Raw genomic sequence first — 21,157 nt, forward strand, 5'->3', positions numbered from 1 at the left:
ACCAGAGGTGAAACCGGAACAACCGAAACCAGAGGTGAAACCAGAGCAGCCGAAATCAGAGGTGAAACCAGAGCAGCCGAAACCAGAGGTGAAACCGGAACAACCGAAACCAGAAAAAACTAATGAGCAAAATGAACCTGGGAAGAAGGAAGAAAATAAAGTAGTAAAATTTGAAGATGCTAATTTAAAACGAATTCTACTTAAAAAGTTGAAAGATTATAAGGGTGTAGATGAAGAAGATGATGGCTTAGCTGGAGAATTTAATATAAAAATTAAAGATAAATCTTATAGAAAAGATAAAAATGATACAGAAATATATGAAAAAGATATGGAACAGTTGGAATCTTTTGCTATAAGAGGGTTTGACGAAGAAACTTTTGAATCATTTGTAGGTGATCAACAAATTAAGAGTATAGTTGGACTAGAGAAAGCTGTTAATTTAAAACAATTAACTATTTCAGGAAATCCAGATGATTCCCGAGGAGCACTTAGAGACATATCGCCATTAAGAGGATTGAAGAACCTAGAGTTGTTGAGATTATCACATAATGATATTATTGATATTTCACCAGTTGAAGGATTGACTAACTTGAAACATCTGTTCTTATCACATAACCAAATAAAAAATATTGATGCAGTTAAGAATTTAACGAATTTAGAATCATTGGATTTTGCTAGAAATATTGGTGAAGAAAGAATAAGTGATATTTCAGCTATTGCTAATTTGACTAAACTTAAATTGCTAGGATTATCTGATACTAACATTCCAGATATTTCAGTCTTAAGAAATCTTGTGAACTTAGAAACATTCATGGCGAATGACAGTAGAATTGAAGATATATCTGTGTTGAAAAATGCAAAAAATCTAAAAATTCTTTATCTAGATAAAAATAAAATAACAGATGTTTCAGTAGTGAAAGATTTAGTGGAACTTACAGAATTGTACTTACGTAATAATAATATTTCTGAAATTGATTTTAGTAAGTTAACTAAGTTATCAGATGTAAACGTGCAAGGTAATAAAATTAGTGATTATTCTTCATTAGAAAAACTAACAGCATTAAAATATGTCAATCTTTCTAAACAAAATGTTGATTTAAACAGAGAATATATATTAGATAGTAATTCTGTTGAAATGGATATGCCTATAGTGGGATTGAAATCACATGCAAAAGAAGGAACAATCAAAGTAACTTCAGACAATGATAAAGTAAAAGCAAATTATGATGAAAAGACAAATAAAGTTACGTTAAGTGTAACTGATGATGTTATGAAAGAATTTGCTAATAAAAAACTCTCAGTTAATTTAAAAGTTTTATATGTAGATAAAGAAGATTATAAATCTGAAGAAACTAACATTGATGTAAATAATATAAAATTGAATGTAAAAAGTGTGGCTTCATCAAATAAATCTCTTCGTGATGAGCTAGAAAAATTAACAAGTAGAGAACTTAGAACTGAAAAAGGATATATAGCAAATGAAGGCAATCAACCAGCTAATAATGCTTGGATAGATGCTAGAACAGAAGCAGAAAAAGTACTTAAAAATCCAAATGCTACTAAAGAACAATTGAAAGCAGCTATTTCAAACTTAACAGAAAAAACTAAGGCGACTATTGTTGGAAGTGAAAAAACAAAGGTTAAAAAACTAATTGTTTCTTCAAATAAAGATAATGAAGATAAGTTAAAATTACGAGCAGAGTTAAATAGAGCAAAAACTATAGAGGAAGTCAGAGCAATTGCTGAAAAAGTAGGAGGGAAGGTAACTCCTCCTAGCGAAAATAATACGGAAACAAAACCAGACAAACCAGAAGGAAGCAACCTGGGAACAGCTCTAGAAAAACCAGGAGAGAGTAACCCAGGAACAACTCCAGAAAAACCAAAAACAGAAGATGGTAATATAGTAACTATTAAAGAAGCAATAGTTACAAAAAATTTATCAGGTAAAGGTGGATTATTATTATTTGATGTAGAAGTTAAAAATACAGATGTAAATAAAGTAGGACTCGTTGCTTATCGAGATGGTGTAAAAACAGAGAAGGTAACAATAGATAAATTTTTAACTGAGTCAACTAATAAAGTGAGCTACACTATTACTGTTCCAAAAAATGAAACTGATAAAGAAGTTAAATATAAATTTGTAGCAACTGTAGATGGTGCAGAAACAAATAAATATTTAGAAAAAACACAAGAAGCCTTTGTAGAGGAAGCTAAAATATCAAATTATTCACTAGAAAATGAAGTTCTTCAAGGTGGAGGAGAAGGAAGCCTAGTTTTAAAAGGGAGTAATTTAACAACTAGTAATGTGAAAATTAGAGTATTCAATGCGGATTCAATAGAAGAAAACACTCCATTAACAAATAGCGTAGTATATGAAAAACGCAATAATGATCTTGTAGCAAAGATTAATTTCCCGGAAAATAATACAAATATTTCAAAATCATATAAAGTGAAAATATATCAAAATGGTAAAGAAGTCAATATCACTACGTTAGAAGGAAGAGATAGACGCGATAAACCTACCTTTACTGTAGTTGGAAAAGGTCAAGATACTAGCAAACCAGTATTATCAAATTTAACAATTACTTCATATAGAACAAGTGGGACTGGTGCTGTGAATGACGGGGTAGAAAAAACTGAAACAACTGTAGCATCGAATCAAGTTAGCAAAAAAACTGAAGTTCACCTTTACGGAGCTAATTTAAATGAAGTAAAAACAAAAGTTAAGATAGTTGACCAAAATGGAGTAGAGTGGCCTATAGAAGGAGCTGAGAGCGATCTTATTAAAATGGTTCTTGCAGGTAAGAGTGGTGTAAATAATGGTATTCTTGGAAACGGAACATTCCAAATTGCTGAAATAATTTTACCAGGTAATTTAAAAGAGAATATGAAATTCACTTATACTTTTGCGGTGGATGGAACTAATTTTGATACAACTCATAAAGTACATGCTATTGTTGAAAAAACAGGTGGTCAAGTAGACTTAGTAGTAAAAACTATAACACTTAAATATCAAGATGAAACTGGTAAAAAGATTGCTGAAGATAGAGTATTAAAAGCATATAGTCACTTCCCAGTTTCAGTAGGGAAAGCTGACTTAACAGGGTATACATTTGTTAAAGTAAAAGATATTAGTGTACTTAATGATAGAATTGGAGAAAAAACAGAAATAACATATGTATATAAGAATTCTAATGGTGATTCAATGACGACAGAAAAACCAAAAGTTCAAGATTCAAATAACGGAACACAGCCAGAGGTCAATGAAGATGTCAAAAAATTAAAAGAACAACTACAGAATCTTGTAGCAAAAGACTTAAGAACTGAATCTAATTATAAAATGCAAGGGACAGGGGAAGAAACTGCTTGGTTGAACTCAAGAAAGAATGCTGAAAAAACATTAACTAAGGTGGATGTCGAAAAAACTGAATTGGAATTACGAATTAAAAAACTGACTAATGCTATAGAAACTTTAAAAGTTGCAAATGCTCAGAAGAATAGTAATTCTCCAGAAGTAATTCCGCCAAATAATAATTCAACTTCTATGACTGAGGAACTAGAAGAAGTTAAAAAAGAGGCTAAGAGTAAGGTTTTAAATTCTGAATTTATTCAAGATAAGACAAAATACTTCGAGAGAATTAAAGAAGCAACAACAGTAGAAGTCTTAAAAGCATTGATATCAGAAATAGATAAGTTAAATAGTAATGAAGGGAAAGAATCTACTGTAGAAGAGAATATTACAGAATCAGCTGAGCAGTTAAAAGCTAAGTTGCAAACATTGGTAGATAATAATTTATTAAGAAATGAAAAGTACGCTCAAGCCAGTCCAGATTTAAAAAAGGAATATAGACAAGCAAGAGCGTTGGCTACTAAGTTGTTGAATGAAGATGCAACCAAAGAGCAATTAAAAGAACAAATTACAGTATTAGAAACTGTAACTAAGAAAATTTTAGGATAATATATGAAATATCGACCAGGATATAAAAGTTCTGGTCGATATTTTTTATATATTAATAAGTCTCAGTATCTTATCATAATAAGTATAATCATTTTCTAAAATATTTTTTTCTTCTTTAATAAGCTCAGGTTCATCGGTAATGATACCATTTGCAGGACTGCGGAGATATTTAGTAATTAGTACTGAATCATTGATTGTCCAAACAAAAACTTTCTTATTTTGAGTGTTAGCTTGTTCAACAAGTCTATCTCGATATGAAAAATCTTCAATTACAAAGAAGTCGACATTTGATTTTGAAAAATTACCAAATTGAAGTGGAATTACATAACCTGTTTCCAAGTTTGGTGCTTTTGTTTCTAATTCTTCTACTACTTTAGGATTTAACGACATAAATTTATAATTTTCAAGTTTTAGTCTTTTGATTTCATTAATCAGTATATCGATATAATTTGATGGTTCAGTACCATGAGGTTTTAATTCAATTACAAGCTTCATGTTTAACTCTTTTGCTTTAGTTACAAATTCTTCTAGTGACGGAATTTTACTAGTATAGTCTCCTTGTTTTATCGGTAAGCCGACAATTTCATCAAAGTTCATATCTTGAACACGTTTGTTTATTCCAGCAAGTCTTTTTAGATTATAGTCGTGCATAACTATGAACTTATTATCTTTTGTTAAAATTATATCAAATTCTACATAATCAGCTCCTACTTCAGCAGCACCTTCAAGAGCTTCAATTGAATTTTCAACACCTTTAGCAACATATCCACGATGTGCTACTGTTTCAATATTTTTATTAACTCCATTTCCGTATATATTAAACCCATTAAAAATAGCAACAAAAACAATAATTGTTGTTGTAAAAGTCATTACTTTTTTTGTTTTTCTTTTATTCTCATTAAGATTGTTAACAAGTTTTTCCGATATTTCATTGTTGTCTATAAGAATAGTTATTAGTGAGGTGATAACTGTTACTTTTGAGATTGCTCCTAAAAAGAACATAATAGCACTAATTGCTGAGAAAAACAGAGTTTGAACTATTGGATTATTTCCGTTTTCATCTAAATAGATACATATAAATGTTATAGCTGCAATTAAACTACCAGCAATAACCACATATATTGTTTCAAAAATAGCAATTGTAAATAAAAATTTTTTCTTTCCTGTTTTTGTAAGCTCCCAACTTCTTTTAATACTATCTAGAATTTTTTCATCTCCTACAGCCGTTAGTGGAAGGGTGAAAATCAATCTAAGATTTATATAGGCTAATATAATCATTATAAGTCCCCAAATAATAAGACCACTATTAGTTTTCATAATCTCGTTACTTATAAATTTTGGAACAAATAAATTCTTAGCAAGTATAGATTTTACGCCAAGATTAATTGTGGGGATAGTTATAAGAAAATAGACTATAAAAAATAATGTTTGAAAACCTGCAAGATTTTTCGTTTTATCCCAAGCATTATAAAAAATACTTCTAAATGAATATTGCTTATCTGTTAACTGTCCATATATAGTGAAAGTAAGTATCGAAAACTCTATAAACATGAAGAAAGCAACTATAAGCACTAATATGTTCAATATTACAAAACTATAGGGATTTGTCAGTATATTAAGAATATTGTTTTTATCTAAATGCTCTTCACCAGCGAGGGTAAGCGCAAGTTGGAAAATTCTAGAGATTATCCATAAAGCACAGATAAGAATAAGTTGTATAAAAGCGGCTACTGAAATATAGGTGAACTTATAGCGATTTATATTTTTTAGTACATTGGTAAATAAATTATAAATCTTAAAATCCATGACAACCTCACTTTCTAAAGTATTGTTATGCTCTTAGATTATATCAAAATTACTATTTTCAAGCAAGGAATAGCAGTATTAATAAAAATAGTTATGGTAACGTTACTTCTTTCTCTTGACAATATTATGTAAAGAGGTGTACAATAAAAAGTAACGTTACCATTTTAATTTGGTAATAGTTAAATGTCATTATATAATATAAAAAATAAAAGGAGAAAGAACTATGGACTTAAAAAAAGTTGTAAAAGAAGTAGTTGAACATAGTGGTGGTGAAGAAAATTTACGATCTGTTGTTCACTGTGCAACGCGTCTTCGTTTAGAATTAAACGATGAAAAAAAGTATAATAAAGAAAAATTAGAAGATATCGAAGGTGTTAAAGGTGTATTCTTTAATAACGGTCAACTTCAATTAATCTTTGGAAGTGGTCTTGTTCAACAAGTATACGCTAAGTACAATGAGCTATACAAAGGAGAAGCTTCAAGTGAAGAAGAAGGAGAAAAAATTACTTCTAAAAAACCAAAAGGAAATCCACTACAACGTTTTGTAAAAATGTTAAGTGATATTTTCGTTCCGATTATCCCAGCGATCGTTGCTGGTGGTCTTTTAATGGGGATTAACAATGTATTAACAGCGAAAGATTTATTCTATACTGGTAAATCTGTTATTGAAGCTAATCCAGGTATTGCTGGTCTTGCTGATATGGTTAACGTATTTGCTAATGCACCGTTCGTATTCTTACCTGTATTAATTGGTTTCTCTGCTACTAAGCGTTTTGGTGGTAATCCATATCTAGGTGCTGCACTAGCGATGTTAATGGTTCACCCAGATGTAATGAACTTCTATGTATTTGGTAAATTAAATCCATCTACAAATCAACTTCTTGCTCCAGCTTTAGATATCGTAAACCAAAGTGGTCAAGCAGTTGATGGTCTACAAAGACTTACTTCTCTTCAATACTGGGATGTATTCGGATTTAAGATTGCTAAAGTAGGATACCAAGGAACTGTATTACCAATTCTTGCGGCTGCTTGGTTATTAGCAACAATTGAAAAATTCTTACGTCGTGTAACTCCATCATGGTTAGATAACTTAACTACACCATTAGTTTCATTATTTGTAACTGGATTCGTAACATTTGCATGGATGGGGCCTGTACTTCGTGAAGCTGGTACTTTATTAGGTGAAGGATTACAATGGTTATATATGCAAGGTGGATTCGTAGGAGCAGGTATTTTCGGTTTATTCTACGCACCAATCGTAATCACTGGATTACATCAAAGCTTCTCAGCTATAGAAACTCAATTACTAGCTGCAACAGGATTAACATTTATCTTCCCAATTGCATCTATGTCTAATGTAGCGCAAGGTGCTGCGGTTCTTGCAGTATTAGTATTCTCTAAAAACACAAAAATGAAATCAATCTCATCAGCATCTGGTATTTCTGCATTATTAGGTATTACAGAGCCAGCTATGTTCGGGGTTAACTTAAGACTTAGATATCCATTCTATGGAGCTATAGCAGGAAGTGCTGTAGGAAGTGCATGGATTGGATTAAACAAAGTATTTGCATCAGCATTAGGAGCAGCTGGTCTTCCAGGATTCTTATCAATTCCTGCAAACCACTGGTCAACATTTGGTATTGGTTTAGCATTATCATTCATCGTTTCATTCTCAGTAACAGCATATTTCTTCAAAACTAAGAAGGAACTTGTGAATGCTAGCTAATAACTGGAAACAAAATCTTCATTTAGAACCTACTAAAGGTTGGCTAAATGATCCTAACGGATTAGCTTACTTTAACGGAAAATACCATATTTTTCACCAATATTCTTATGAAGTAAATGGTGGATTAAAATTATGGTATTACTATACTAGTAGTGATTTAAAAAATTATGAAGATCGTGGCGTTTTCTTAACACCAACTATTGAAGAAGAAACACATGGTGTGTATTCAGGAAGTGCCAATATAGAAGATGGAAAATTAGTCTTCTATTACACGGGGAATGTGAAATATAAAGGAGATTATGACTATGTTCATGCTGGACGTGGTCATAATACCATATCTTTTGAAACGGAAGATGGAATTAATTTTACTGAGAAGAAATGTCTATTAACAACAGATGATTATCCTAATATGTCAAATCATGTTAGAGATCCGAAGATATTTGAAAAAAACGGAAAAAAATATCTAGTGCTAGGTGCTAGAGATAGTAATGATTATGGATGTTTATTAGTATACGATAAAGATACTCTTAAACCATATAAAACAATCTATTCACAAAAAAATCTAGGATTCATGTGGGAATGTCCTGATTATTTTGAAGTAGATGGAAAAGAAATATTTATGTTTTCACCTCAAGGTATTACAAGAATGTACCCATATTATGAAAATATGTATCAAATTGGATATTCTGTTGTAGAAGAGGGTATTGAGAATGTTGATAAATTAGATAACTTCACACTATTAGATTATGGACATGATTTTTATGCATCACAAACATTTTTAGATGAGGATAATAATCGTATACTAATCGGTTGGATGTATGTGCCGGATAGTAGTTATACAAATCCGACTACAAAGTTTGGTTATCAAAACTGTCTAACAGTGCCTCGTGTAGTAAATTATAAAGATGGAAAAGTTAGACAAACCTTACATAAATCGGTGAAAGATTTATTAGGTAGCAATATTAAAACTAATGACTTTAATAAAAATACATGGTATTATAAACAAGAACATGGAGAAAGTTTTGAGATCAGTGTAGCTGATTTTAAAGTAAGCTATGAAAATAACGAATTAAAAATTTCTTTTGGTACTAGTGGTTACGGAAGAAATGATAGAAAATATAAATTGGATTTAGAAGATGTAGAAATAGTATTTGATAGTTCATCAATTGAATTATTTGCTAATGGTGGATCATTTACAATTTCGACAAGATTCTATCCAGAAAATCACGATGTAAAAATATTAGCTACTAACTATGTAGCAAAAGAACTTGGAGCAATCGAAATTAGAGAGGAGAACTAAAATGGCAGTTTTATGTATAGGAGAAATGCTAATTGACTTTATTGGAGAAGGTGTAGGAACAATCGATAAAGTAAAATCATTTAAAAAAGAGGCTGGAGGCTGTGTAGCTAATGTTGCGTGTGTTGCACAGAAACTAGGACACAAGAGTTATTTATTAACATCATTAGGACAAGATGGTTTTGGTGATTTCCTAGAAAATACTTTAAAAAATGAAAATGTAGATTGTAGATATGTGAGTCGTAAAGTAGATAGTTTTACACCATTAGCATTTGTTTCTTTAGATGAAACTGGAGACCGTTCATTTAGTTTTTACTTCAAAGGTTCATCAACATTAAGAATTAGTAAGGAAGATGTAGAGAAAGTAGATTTATCGGAAATTGAAGCAATTCACTTTGCAAGTATCGCAATTCAAGAAGAATCAAAAGATAGCCATCATTTATTACTGAAAAAAGCTAAAGAAGCAGGTGTGCTAATTTCTTTTGATGTTAACTTACGTTTCAATTTGTGGGACGATCACAAAGTATACTTTGAAACTATTAAAGAATTCTTACCTTATGTTGATGTTATTAAAGTTGCTGATAACGAATTAGAATTCCTAACTGGAACTACTAATATCGAAGAAGCATTAAAAAAAGACTTCATCCACATGAAAGTTGTTCTTTATACTAAAGGAGAACACGGCGCAGAAGTTTATTATGAAAATCATAAAGTAGTAACTGAAATACCTAATATCAAAGCTGTTGACACTACTGGTGCAGGTGATGCGTTTGCTGGTTCATTCTTATCTAAACTATTAAATCATGAAGATCTTAATAATATTTCAGAAGAAGAACTGTCAGATATGGCAACATTTGCGACAAACTATGCTAGTTTAACAACTACAAAAATAGGTGCAATTTCAAGTTACTTAACAGAAGAAGAATACAATAAACTAATATAATTTTTCAAAAAATAAGTCCTAGTCAGGGCTTATTTTTTTGGATAGAAAAATACGGGTTATTATGGTAGAATTAGTGTTAAATAATTAAAAAATGAAAAGAAATTAATAAAACTAGTAGATGTAATCTTTAGTTAATATAAAGATGGGAAATAAATTTAAAGTAAGTAATGAAGTAAAGATAGGTGAAAGTATGAAAAACAATTTAAAAATAAGATTATCAGTTGATAACTTCTATGATAATATCTCAAAAAACAAACAAAAGACAAAAATTGATCCGAAAGAACTGAGTAAATCATTAGGATATGATGAAAAAATTATTAATGAATTTCCTGATGAAATTAATATGGGACTTTCTTGTGGGAATCCAATTAATCACCTGAAAATTAAAGAAGGGCAATCTTTAATTGATTTAGGGTGTGGAGCTGGAATGGATATTTTCATAACAAAGATGAAAAATCCTAAAGTAGGAACGTTATATGGATTAGATAGATTAGATTCGATGCTTGAAAAAGCAAAGAAAGTTTGTGATAATAAGAAGTTTGATAATATAGAGTTTATTAAAGGTGAATTAATCAATATCCCATTAGAAAATGAAGCTGTAGATAGAGTTATTAGTAACTGTGTTATCAATCTAGAACCTGATAAGCAAAAAGTTTATGATGAGATATATCGTATTCTTAAAGAAGATGGTATGTTTGTAATATCTGATATCATTTTGAAAAAGGAATTGCCATTAGAATGGAAAAATTCTAGCAGAATGCATTGCACTTGAGTAGCAGGTGCTCTTCTGGAAGAAGAGATGGCTGATATCATCAGGGAAGCAGGGTTTACTAAGTTCCAGATTATTAATTCTGATGTTACGGATGAGTACGCAGAAAAATGGGGCTATGGTAAAGGGATGAAAGATTATATTCAAAGTGGACTACTTATTGGAAGGAAATAATTATTTTGGCTAATGTTTTAGAAAATGTTAATCACTAACTTTGACATGTATAGACAAAATAAGGTAAAATGAGAAGAAACTAATAATTAAAAAATTTTGTTGTTAAAATGAGAATATAAGTTTGAATTTTGGTATAATATATCGTAATGATAACTTCTTCATTGTTTTTGTTATATATATTACAAAATGTATAAGATTTCATAGGATTTTCACTAAAAAATCGTTAATATATATTTTGTACATTAAATAATAGTTTAAACTTAATTTTAGTTAGTATATATATAATAGATTTATATTAGGAAAATAACATAAAAGTATAGTTAGGAGTGAAAGTCAATGAGGTTATTACTGGCCGAGGATGAGAAAGACTTAGCAGATGCACTTGAAGCAATGTTAAAACATAATAATTATTCTGTAGATGTAGTAGATAATGGACAAGATGCATATGATTATCTAATGTTAGATGAATACGATGGAGCAATTTTAGATGTCATGATGCCGCAGATGGATGGAGTAACAGTTGTAAAAAAAATAAGGGAAAATAAAAAAAGTACTCCTGTATTATTACTTACAGCTAAATCAGAAATAGAAGATAAAGTATATGGATTAGATAGTGGGGCAGATGATTACTTAACTAAACCCTTTGTTACAAGAGAATTGTTAGCAAGAGTACGTTCAATGACAAGAAGACAATCTACATTTACAAGTAATGTATTAGAATTAGGAAATGTGAGTTTAAGTAAATATACATTTGAGTTATCTACAGAAAAAGATAAAGTAAGATTATCTAATAAAGAATATCAAATGATGGAATTACTAATGCGAAATCCAGGAAATGTAATTCAAACTGAACAATTTTTAGAAAAAATTTGGGGATATGATAGTGATTCTGAAATTAATGTAGTATGGGTTAATATATCGTATTTAAGAAAGAAATTAAAAGCGTTAGATGCTAATGTTCAAATCAAAGCTACAAGGAATATAGGATATACACTGGAGATGCTAGATGTTTAAGAGTCTTAGGAAAAAATTTATAGCGACAGCTGTTGGGAGTGTAGCTGTTGTAGTAGCAGTATTGGCTATTACATTAAATTTTATAAATTTTAATAAGTTAGAAGAAAGAATAGACACAACTCTTTTAGAAGCCTCAAAATCTCAGGCGTTGATTAAAATCTTTACAGAAGATGGAGATGATTTAGTAATTACGAAAAATTCATCTAGTCCTACAGATTATAATGGCTTTTCTATTGCTAAAGTTGATAATATCGGAAGGGTAATAAAGGCATATCGTGATGATTCTTTATTGCCAGATCAAGATGCCTTGCAAGATAAAGTAATCGAAGCTATTAAAGTGGGAAAAACGAGTGGTTTCATCGGTAGTTATAGATTTTTAAAAGTAGAATCAAACGTTGGAAATTTAATACTATTTTTAAATTGCCAACGTGAATTGGATTCTTTTGAATCATTTTTGAAAAATAGTATTTTAATCTCTTTTGTTGTGATAGTGTCAGTACTTATCTTGGTTATTTTAGTATCTAAAAAAGTTATAGCACCAATACAAGAGACTTATATAAAACAGAAGCAATTTATAACGGGAGCTAGTCATGAGTTAAAGACGCCATTAGCTATAATTAGTTCTAATGCTGATGTATTAGAAATGGAACACGGGGACTCTAAGTGGACAAATAATATTCATAACCAAGTAGAGCGTCTTTCAAGTTTAGTTAACAGTTTGGTAGTATTCAGTAGAATGGAAGAAAAAGATTCCGTCGAGCGAGCACAATTTAATTTAACGGAAGCTTTGAAATCGAGGATTGAGGATTTTAATGAGTTAGCTAACTTCCAGAAAAAATATATAGCAATCGACATAGATTCTGGTTTAAATTATTATGGTGAAAAGGATTCTATAGTTCAGTTGATGGATATTTTATTAGAAAATGCTATTAAATACGCACCTGAAGATAGTGATATACTAGTCTGTCTTAAGAAAAATAGAAAGAATGCTATTTTAAAGGTTTCAAATAAAGCAGATGTTAAAAAAGGTGATTTAAGTAAGATTTTTGATCGTTTCTATCGTTTGGATGAATCAAGAAATAGTACAATCAAAGGTTACGGTATTGGGTTATCTATGGCACAGCTTATTGCAGAAAAACATAGAGAAACAATACGTGCTTACTCACCAGAAGATGGTGTTTTTAAAATCGAGATGAGATTTACACTTGGTGAACGACATTAAACTGATTGTAATCCTTCAAACCATGCGGTTTGGAGGATTTTTTATATAAAAATAAGAGTTTATGGTAAAAAACATGTATAGAAAAAATGAAATTAGTAGAAAATATGATATACTATCCCTAATTAATATAAAAATATTAAAGTTGAATATTATTAAGAAGATGAATTTTATTTTTTGAGGAATATAAAGGAGAAGAAATTATGTTTGATGTATTTTTTGATTTTCTAATTGGGGTTGTTAATGATGGAAAAAAATCACTAAAGAAGTTGAATAAAATCCATAGAATTATAGCGGTTATTTTGTATTGTATTGAGGTGATAATCCTTTTATTTATAGCATTGCTAACGATTGATGACTATCAAATTACAAGGGAGATATTATATTTATTTGGTTTATTCATTTTTGTAGGGTTATGCCATATGTTATTTTATAAAAAGTATCTGGAGAGAAATAAAAATTTACATGAAGATGAAAGCATAGATAATAAAAATTTATAATTAGTAAAATTTAAAGACTATCATTTCAAGTAGAAAATTTGCTAATTCAGGTAATTTGTTATATATTATGAGAACGTTTTGTGTTATAATTAGTAAAAGGAAAAACTTTTGATTTTATAGAAGGAGGGGTTTATTATGAAACCATTCAAAAGAACAGTAGAAAAAGTTTTAGCATGGATTGCTAATATTATCTTAATAGTATTAACGGGAGTTTTAGCGTATGGGTCATTCTTTAAAATTTCAGTTATAAAAGATAACCAGGAATTTTTAAATCTTTTTAAAGATGAAATTGCTAAAAATTCTAACGGAGTAAATTTATCGGCTGAACAAATAATTGACTATACGATTCAAGGGATTAAGATGTATTCAGTTCTATTAATCGTATTAGTTGTAGTTGCACTATTAGCGACATTCCTAATGAAAAAACGTATTTTATCTGGAATACTTTTCTTATTATTAGCGATTGTAGTGGCTGTTGGAACAGTAGGGTTATTAGTGCCTGTATATCTATTCTACTTCATCGTAGCTATTATGCTATTTGTTAGAAAAGAAAGACCTGCGGAATATCAAGAAACAGTTAATTATTTGTAAGAATAAATTTGAGAATGCTTTAGGTTACTATATTTTAAAAAAGGTGAATGTGTATGTTAAGTAATATTTTATTGTTTTGTCAAATATTAATAAGTTTATATAGTCTTTATATAAACTTTAAAAATTCGGAGTATATGAAACAATCTAATTGGCATAATAGTATAATTTGTTATGTATTTCTAGGTATGATTAGCAATAATACGGATAATATATCTACTAAAGCAATTCTTACATTAGTAATGTTTTTAATATTAATAAGTGAGTTTAATACAATAAAAATATTAAAAAATAACGATACAGAATTAGTTGTAGAAAAGATATAGATTTATTGAATAGTAATATATTGATTTTTAAAAATGAATAAATTTATAGAGTAACTTTATGATTGTGATTTTTAAATCATGATTTTAAGGTTGCTCTTAATTTTTATTATCATCGGGGATATTCAATGTATAAATTTTTTTGTTTGAAATGTAGTTAATCAAATTTTAATAAATTACAATATTGTGGTATAATTTATACAGATAAATAATGAAGGATTTATTATGAAAAAATATAGTTATAATGAAAGATTAATAGAAAAATTAAATATTATACCTTTTATAGAGAAATATAATTTTGATAACGAGAGATATAATACGGCTATTTTTTGTGCTTTAAGTTCTTTGCACAGCCACAGTGCTAGATTCGAACCTATCGAGTCGAAGTCAATATTACTTGGAGATTATTTTAGTTTTGAGTATTATAGTTTACTAAAAGATGATTTGGATAAGTTAAGTATTTTGACTGAAACTATGCGAGTTGGGTACTTTCAAATTCTTACTAAGAGAATGAGTGAGGAAGAGTTTTATTTAAGTATAATAAAGACATGGTTTAATTTTTATAATATCGAGTTTCAAGAATTTGATAGTAAAGCGGTGATCTTTGTATAAGATTAATGGAGAATAGAATGTTAAAACAGTATGAAATTTTGGTACATGATGTATTAGAAGATATTTTTGATATTACTAGAAGTGAAGATGATAGATTAAATGAAATTATCAAGAAGTATTTTCTGAATGGTGGAAAGAGGGTTAGAGTCCTTCTTTTACTTATGTGTGCCAAATTAGGAAATTTTGAATTGAATAGAAAAGATATAATTCGGATGGCTAGTATAGTTGAAATAATTCATACTGCTAGTTTGATTCATGATGATATTATTGATAATGCTGATACAAGACGTGGAAGTGTTACAATGAATAAACAGTATGGAAATGAATTTGCCCTTTATTTAGGAGACTATCTTTTTGCAGTAGTTTTAAGAGAAGTTGCTAAGTTCGAAGATGAGAGAATACACATCTATTTGACAGAGACTTTAAAGGAACTTTGTATAGGTGAGCTTATCCAAGAAGATGGCTTGTATAATATTAAGACTAGAAGACTAGATTACCTTAAGAAGATTAAGAGAAAAACAGCGATATTAATTGCCTTCTCTTGTGTGGCAGGAAGTATAGTAGCTAAAGCTTCTGATGAAGACATACGTAGTACTTTTTCATTTGGTTACTATTTAGGAATGAGCTATCAAATAATTGACGATTACTTAGATTTTGCAGGAGGAGCGCAAAATCTTGGAAAAGAGGTAGGGCAAGATTTAATGAATGGTAATATTACATTGCCAGCTTTAATAGCGAAGAAAGAAAATCCAGAATTATTTAATAATTTCACAAAAAGAACTAGTAGAAAAGAAAAAGAAAATATTATAAATTATATAAAAAATAATGATAGGATTTTATCAGAGACATTGACTATAAGTAGAAAATATTTAGAAAAAGCTCAGAAGAGTATCGATAATATTGATTCTACTGTAAAAACTGAATTAACTTTTATAATGAATAAGTTAGCAAGGAGAGATAATTAGATGGATTTACAAAAATTTTTAGAGGAATTAAAAGATATAGATTTTTCTGCATTAGATAGAGAGCAGCAGGAGGAGTTTCGTACAGTACTTTTAGATAATGGGTTATTTGATGAATGTTTAGAATTATCAAGAGTAATTTATGAACAAAACAGAGAAGAGGACACAGCTATTGAAGGATATGTTCACAATCTTCTTTATCTAGATAAGAAAGATGATGCGTTAGTAGTATTGTATAATTCTCCAAAAACACCCGCGATTTTATATCAAGAAGGTCTAATATATTTAGAAGATGAATTATATGAAATTGCTGAAGAAAAGTTCTTAGCTGCAAGAGCCGGAACAGATTTTGATGAGGCTATTCGTGCAATTGATAAAGAGTTAGTAGGGATTTATTTAACAACAGGAAGAGAAGATAAAGCTAGAAGCTTAAGTGAGAGAATTTTCTATGAAGAACCATCTTTAGAGAATTTCCAAACTGCATTTGATAATTTATTTGCTTTAGGATTGTTTGAAGAGGCTATTGATTTCTATAATCAAAACGGAAGAGGATATGAGGATCCAGGAATTTTATTCTCTTTAGCATTCGCATATAATCAAATCCAAAACTTAGAAAAATCTAAAATGCACCTATTAAAAACTATTGCTCTTGATCCTGATTTTACAGAGGCATATTTACATTTAGGGCACATGTCAAAAGGTGATGAGGCTAAGAGATACTTAGAAAAATATGTAGAACTACAGGGAATGGCTATTAGCGGTTATTTACATCTAATTTCTCTGTATAAAGAAGATCAGCAATATGACACTATTCGTACGCTAATGCAAGAGGTATTAACAGCTCAAGGTCTTTCGGAAGAAACATTATTTATAACTATACACGCGCTTAAATCATTATATGAGTATGAAAAAATCTATGATTTATATAATGGTAATGCGTTGCTAAAAGATGATCCGATTCTGCTAGGTGCAGCATTAAATGCTCTGTCAGAAGAGGAAGATTATATCGATTTTGTAGAAGAAGAAGTGGTTACTTATTTTGATGTTTTACACGATGATCCAACATATGTAGAAACTCTAAGAAATGTTTATGATTTGACTGGAAGTTCAAGAGTTTTAGAAATAATTAATCATTTTGAACATCATCATGGTCCACATGGACATCATTAGTATAAGATAAATTACATTAAGAATAGGAGGTGTGAATTATGGATTATAGCTTTAAGGATATTTATTCCAGAGCAAAGTCGGCTGTAGAAACTGATAGTTATGTAATCTATCAAACTATAAAGTCTAAGTTATACTTTAGTGGAAATTATTTATTAATGAAAAAAGAGCCTACTACGATAGAAGAGCTTGAATATTATGTCTCTTCATGCAGAAACTTTTTTAGAGATAAAGGGGTCAACTTTATTCATTTAGCAGCAATGGAGAATGTGACGTTATCAAGGAAATTAAAAAAATATTTAAAAAAGGAAAGTTTTAGTGAGATTAATCTGTATCTATATTATTTGAATATTAGAGATTTTGTAGAACAGGAGATAAGTGAGTTTACTGTTGAATATCTACAGAAACCAGATTTAAATAGATATTTAAAATTCCAATACAAAATAGATATGGAATCAAGCAATGAAGAATGGGCTGAGCACAATCAGACGATACTTTATGAAGATATTAGATCTGAGAATATTAAACAACTTGTCGCTAAGGACGGAGAAAAAATAATCGGTTCAGCTAATGTTATCGTTAAAAATAATTTTTTTGAAATTGATAATCTATATATAGCACCTGAATATAGAAATCGTGGTATAGCTAAACACATAATTAGTTTTGCAATAAATAATGAACGAAAAGAAAATGTAATTCTAGTAGTGGATGCTAATGATACTCCAAAATATATGTATGAGAACATAGGGTTTACTAAGATAGCGGAGCAAGATTTTTATTTGAAAACTAATATATAAAGTTATAAAAGAGTAATTCAAAAAATTTTGGATTACTCTTTTAACAATTGAAATAAGTCTTTAGAAAGAATAAGTATAGTTCAAGGGCTTTAAAGAAGATAAATTTTCAATTGAAATGTAAATTTTATTTTTAAGATTATTTTCGTGTTATTATTGTTAAAATAGTTAATATGTAGTACACTAATATAAATAGTAAATAGGTAAAGGATGTGAGTAAAGTAGTGAAGAGAGTTGGGAAAAGAATTTTAAAGTTTATAATTGAGTCAACAGCGGTGCTGTTAATTATTTATGGAGTGTTTTCAGCAGGAGCTCAGATTAAGGCTAGGAAAGATGCTATTAAACAGCAAGAACTGGCTCAACAAGAAGCACAGAATGAAGAAAATAAACAGGAAGAACCAGTTGTTGAAAATAAAAAGCTTAGTGAGATAGAATTGAATGAAGCAATGGAAAATCTACTAGAACAATACAAAGGTAATAACGAGATAGGTATTGTTTATAAGAACTTTTCTACAGGATATAGATATGCACAAGAGGATAAGCATTACTTTACTGCAGCTAGTACAATTAAGGTTATTTATGCAATGAAGATATATGATCGTATTAGAAATGGTGAACTATCTAAGGATGCAGATATATATTATAATCCGAAGTTTTTAGAAGAGGGTAATGGTCAGATAACAAACAATACAAAGCAAGATAGTTATAAATTAGATTATGTTATTCAAAACATGATTCAGTATTCTGACAACACTGCTACAAATATGTTGATGGGAAATAGTGCGACTGCATCGGCTTTTGTTGTTAAATATTTGGCAGAATTAGGTGTAACATTACCACAAGCAGAGGCTCAAAAAAACAGAATCACTCCAGCGATGATGGAAGTAGTATGGACTAAGTTGTATAAAGAACGAGATAAATATCCAGAATTACTAAAGTATCTTGAGGATTCAGATGACGGTGAATGGATAAAAGAGGGGATACCTGATAAGAAAGTAGCTAGTAAGTATGGAGCTATAGAGACGAATTATCATGATACGGCTATAGTTTTTGGTGATAAGGATTATATGTTGTTAATCTATACAAATAATTTGAATAACTCAGGACAAAGTATAAAAAATATTGCGAAAAAAATTGATGAGATTACAAATAAAAATATGTAGTAAGAAAATATGAATATGGAATTTGTTTTTCTCAATGAAGCTAAGGTTATAATGGGGCTGATTCCAAAAGTTTATATTTCAAAAAAAGTTTCTTATAATACAGTGATTTATTGATATCTAAATTTACTTTATAAAAGTTTTGTAGATTTCTAATAAACTTTATGAGGGGGTGACACAACAAAATCTTATTTCTTCGAAATGATGATGTTTGAGTCACTCTCGTTATTTTTATTATGTATTTTTAAGATCTCAGCATTGAAGGGGATGTCGAGTTTTTTTTGATGTTTATCCATATTCCTTTATTATTTTCAATTTTCATGCTATAATTAACAGGTTATATAAATAAGACAGTATATAAAATCGGATAAATTAAGGAGAAACAAATGACAACATTTGAAGAATTAGGGGTTAGTCAAGAGACAGTTCAGTCGCTAACCAATATGAATTTTATATCTCCAACTGGTATTCAAACAGAAACAATTCCATATGTATTATCAGGGATTGATATTTTAGCACAAGCACAAACAGGATCAGGAAAAACAGGTGCTTTTGGAATACCGTTAGTAGATACAGTAAGGCGTAATGATCAATTACAATCATTAATACTTGCCCCAACAAGAGAACTAGCTCAACAAGTAGGAGAACAGCTTCGACTTATGTCAAGAGCGAAAGGATTAAAAGTTAGCATCGTATTTGGTGGAACAAGTATTGAAAGACAAATTCAAGATTTGAAAAAACGTCCACAAATAATAGTAGGTACGCCTGGTCGTGTGATTGACCATATTAATAGAAGAACAATAAAATTAGACGCATTAACACATTTAGTCCTAGATGAAGCGGATGAAATGTTAAATATGGGATTCATCGAAGATGTTAGATTTATTCTATCAAAGATAACATCAAAACATCAAACGCTGTTGTTCTCAGCGACTATGCCAAAAACAATCATGGAACTTTCAAAAGACTTCATGAATGATTATAAACTTATAAAAACTATGAGTGATGAAGAGCTGAAACCGGATATTACAGAATATGCAACAATTGCTAGAGAAAATGAAAAATTAGAAACATTAGTTGGTTTCTTAGATGTTCAAAATCCAAACTTAGCGATTGTTTTTGGAAGAACTAAACGTCGTGTTGATGAACTTGCAAGTGCTTTAATCGCAAAAGGATATTTAGCTGAAGGATTGCACGGAGATATTACTCAATCAAAACGTTTGGAAATCTTACGTAAATTTAAAAATAATTCGTTACAAATTCTTGTTGCAACTGATGTTGCTGCTCGTGGTATTGATATTAGTGATGTTACACATGTATATAACTTTGATATTCCGCAAGATGTAGAAAGCTATACTCACAGAATCGGAAGAACAGGTCGTGCCGGAAAATCTGGAGTAGCAATAACGTTTTTAAATCCTGTAGAAATGCCGTATTTAAAAGATATAGAAAGTTCTCGTGGAGAGAGAATGAAGATGTTACGTCCATATTCACAAGAAGAAGTGAAAAAAGCACGCCACAATAGATTATTCGATGAAGTTATCTCAGAAATGGATAACAATCATGTAGAATTTAATAGTTTAGCTAATAAATTGTTAGCTGAAACTAATGCGGAGAAAGTTATAACTATATTACTTAGTAAATTAATAAATGATAAAAAAGAAGTTGATGTGGAATTATCATTTGAAAAACCACTTCCTCGTAGACAAGATAAAGGTAGACGTTCGAATAGAGGAAATGATAGACGCCGACGTTCAGATAATAGAGATAAGAAAAATCGTAATGAACGTCGTGGTACAGATAAAAAATTCTTCGATAAAAAAGGCCGTAGAATGCAGAATAAATAGTATAGAAAAGGGGCTGACCCAAAAGTCCTAAATTTAAAAAAAGTGTATATGCGAACTCATAGACGCAGTGGTTTATTGACATCTAAATTCGCTTTATAAAAGCTTTTTAGATATCTAATAAACTGTGCGGGGGTGACTCGACAAAATCGATTTCTCTGAAATCACGATTTTTGAGTCACTCCCTTTTTATCTATAAAAAAATAGTTGTATACTTTTGTTTAAATATTACTGGAGTAATTTAATTGTTTAATGTATAATATATTGTGAAAGTATATAAAATGAAAAAATTTAAGGGGAA

The 21,157-nt window shown here is 29.7% G+C and carries 18 protein-coding genes; 17 read left to right on the top strand and 1 reads right to left on the bottom strand.

The genetic code is table 11. The annotated features are described in order from the left end of the window. Positions 1–3,958: leucine-rich repeat domain-containing protein (locus ACO6OL_RS02450; RefSeq protein WP_485501996.1), on the top strand; the 3,958-nt coding region annotated here is incomplete at its 5' end. A 45-nt stretch (positions 3,959–4,003) separates the two neighbouring features. On the opposite strand, the gene ACO6OL_RS02455 is transcribed toward ACO6OL_RS02450, so the two are convergent. Then, positions 4,004–5,764 (bottom strand): glycerophosphoryl diester phosphodiesterase membrane domain-containing protein, encoded by a 1,761-nt coding sequence (locus ACO6OL_RS02455; RefSeq protein WP_485501997.1) that lies wholly within the window; start codon positions 5,762–5,764, stop codon positions 4,004–4,006. A 223-nt stretch (positions 5,765–5,987) separates the two neighbouring features. On the opposite strand from ACO6OL_RS02455, the gene ACO6OL_RS02460 reads away from it, so the two are divergent. The 16 genes from ACO6OL_RS02460 (at position 5,988) to ACO6OL_RS02535 (ending at position 20,859) form a co-directional block, all read left to right on the top strand. After that, the gene (locus ACO6OL_RS02460) at positions 5,988–7,490 is read left to right on the top strand and encodes a sucrose-specific PTS transporter subunit IIBC (RefSeq protein WP_485501998.1); all 1,503 of its coding nucleotides are present in this window, start codon (positions 5,988–5,990) and stop codon (positions 7,488–7,490) included. Beyond that, positions 7,480–8,790 (top strand): glycoside hydrolase family 32 protein, encoded by a 1,311-nt coding sequence (locus ACO6OL_RS02465; RefSeq protein ID WP_485501999.1) that lies wholly within the window; start codon positions 7,480–7,482, stop codon positions 8,788–8,790. The genes ACO6OL_RS02460 and ACO6OL_RS02465 overlap by 11 nt, the downstream gene beginning before the upstream one ends. A gap of 1 nt (position 8,791) precedes the next feature. After that, positions 8,792–9,730 (top strand): carbohydrate kinase family protein, encoded by a 939-nt coding sequence (locus ACO6OL_RS02470; protein ID WP_485502000.1) that lies wholly within the window; start codon positions 8,792–8,794, stop codon positions 9,728–9,730. Positions 9,731–9,920: 190 nt separating this feature from the next. After that, on the top strand, positions 9,921–10,502 hold the full coding sequence (locus tag ACO6OL_RS02475) for a methyltransferase domain-containing protein (protein WP_314160137.1): 582 nt from the start codon (positions 9,921–9,923) through the stop codon (positions 10,500–10,502). A gap of 27 nt (positions 10,503–10,529) precedes the next feature. Then, complete coding sequence (locus tag ACO6OL_RS02480; protein WP_485502001.1) at positions 10,530–10,673, top strand: methyltransferase; 144 nt, start codon at positions 10,530–10,532, stop codon at positions 10,671–10,673. 336 nt (positions 10,674–11,009) lie between these two features. Then, a complete protein-coding gene (locus tag ACO6OL_RS02485) occupies positions 11,010–11,687 on the top strand; it encodes a response regulator transcription factor (RefSeq protein ID WP_485502002.1) in 678 nt (225 codons plus the stop codon). Next, positions 11,680–12,909: a sensor histidine kinase gene (locus tag ACO6OL_RS02490; RefSeq protein ID WP_485502003.1), complete on the top strand. Its 1,230-nt coding sequence runs from the start codon at positions 11,680–11,682 to the stop codon at positions 12,907–12,909. The genes ACO6OL_RS02485 and ACO6OL_RS02490 overlap by 8 nt, the downstream gene beginning before the upstream one ends. Before the next feature lie 200 nt (positions 12,910–13,109). Beyond that, the gene (locus ACO6OL_RS02495) at positions 13,110–13,406 is read left to right on the top strand and encodes a hypothetical protein (RefSeq protein ID WP_485502004.1); all 297 of its coding nucleotides are present in this window, start codon (positions 13,110–13,112) and stop codon (positions 13,404–13,406) included. 135 nt (positions 13,407–13,541) lie between these two features. Further along, positions 13,542–13,997: a DUF4064 domain-containing protein gene (locus ACO6OL_RS02500; protein WP_485502005.1), complete on the top strand. Its 456-nt coding sequence runs from the start codon at positions 13,542–13,544 to the stop codon at positions 13,995–13,997. 134 nt (positions 13,998–14,131) lie between these two features. After that, positions 14,132–14,320, top strand: coding sequence for a hypothetical protein (locus ACO6OL_RS02505; protein WP_314160131.1), 189 nt, complete (start codon positions 14,132–14,134; stop codon positions 14,318–14,320). Between the two features lie 222 nt (positions 14,321–14,542). Further along, positions 14,543–14,929, top strand: coding sequence for a hypothetical protein (locus ACO6OL_RS02510; protein ID WP_314160130.1), 387 nt, complete (start codon positions 14,543–14,545; stop codon positions 14,927–14,929). A gap of 17 nt (positions 14,930–14,946) precedes the next feature. After that, a complete protein-coding gene (locus ACO6OL_RS02515) occupies positions 14,947–15,894 on the top strand; it encodes a polyprenyl synthetase family protein (protein ID WP_314160129.1) in 948 nt (315 codons plus the stop codon). Next, the gene (locus ACO6OL_RS02520; protein ID WP_314160128.1) at positions 15,895–17,061 is read left to right on the top strand and encodes a tetratricopeptide repeat protein; all 1,167 of its coding nucleotides are present in this window, start codon (positions 15,895–15,897) and stop codon (positions 17,059–17,061) included. Positions 17,062–17,099: 38 nt separating this feature from the next. Beyond that, entirely contained in the window at positions 17,100–17,855 is a 756-nt protein-coding gene (locus tag ACO6OL_RS02525) for a GNAT family N-acetyltransferase (RefSeq protein WP_485502006.1), read from the top strand. Positions 17,856–18,064: 209 nt separating this feature from the next. After that, positions 18,065–19,015, top strand: a complete 951-nt coding sequence (locus ACO6OL_RS02530; protein WP_485502007.1) for a serine hydrolase — start codon at positions 18,065–18,067, stop codon at positions 19,013–19,015. 383 nt (positions 19,016–19,398) lie between these two features. Next, positions 19,399–20,859 carry a DEAD/DEAH box helicase gene (locus ACO6OL_RS02535; RefSeq protein ID WP_314160125.1) on the top strand — a complete coding sequence of 487 codons (1,461 nt, stop codon included), beginning with the start codon at positions 19,399–19,401 and terminating at the stop codon, positions 20,857–20,859. Positions 20,860–21,157: the final 298 nt, after the last annotated feature.

The organism is Gemella sp., from assembly GCF_057272915.1.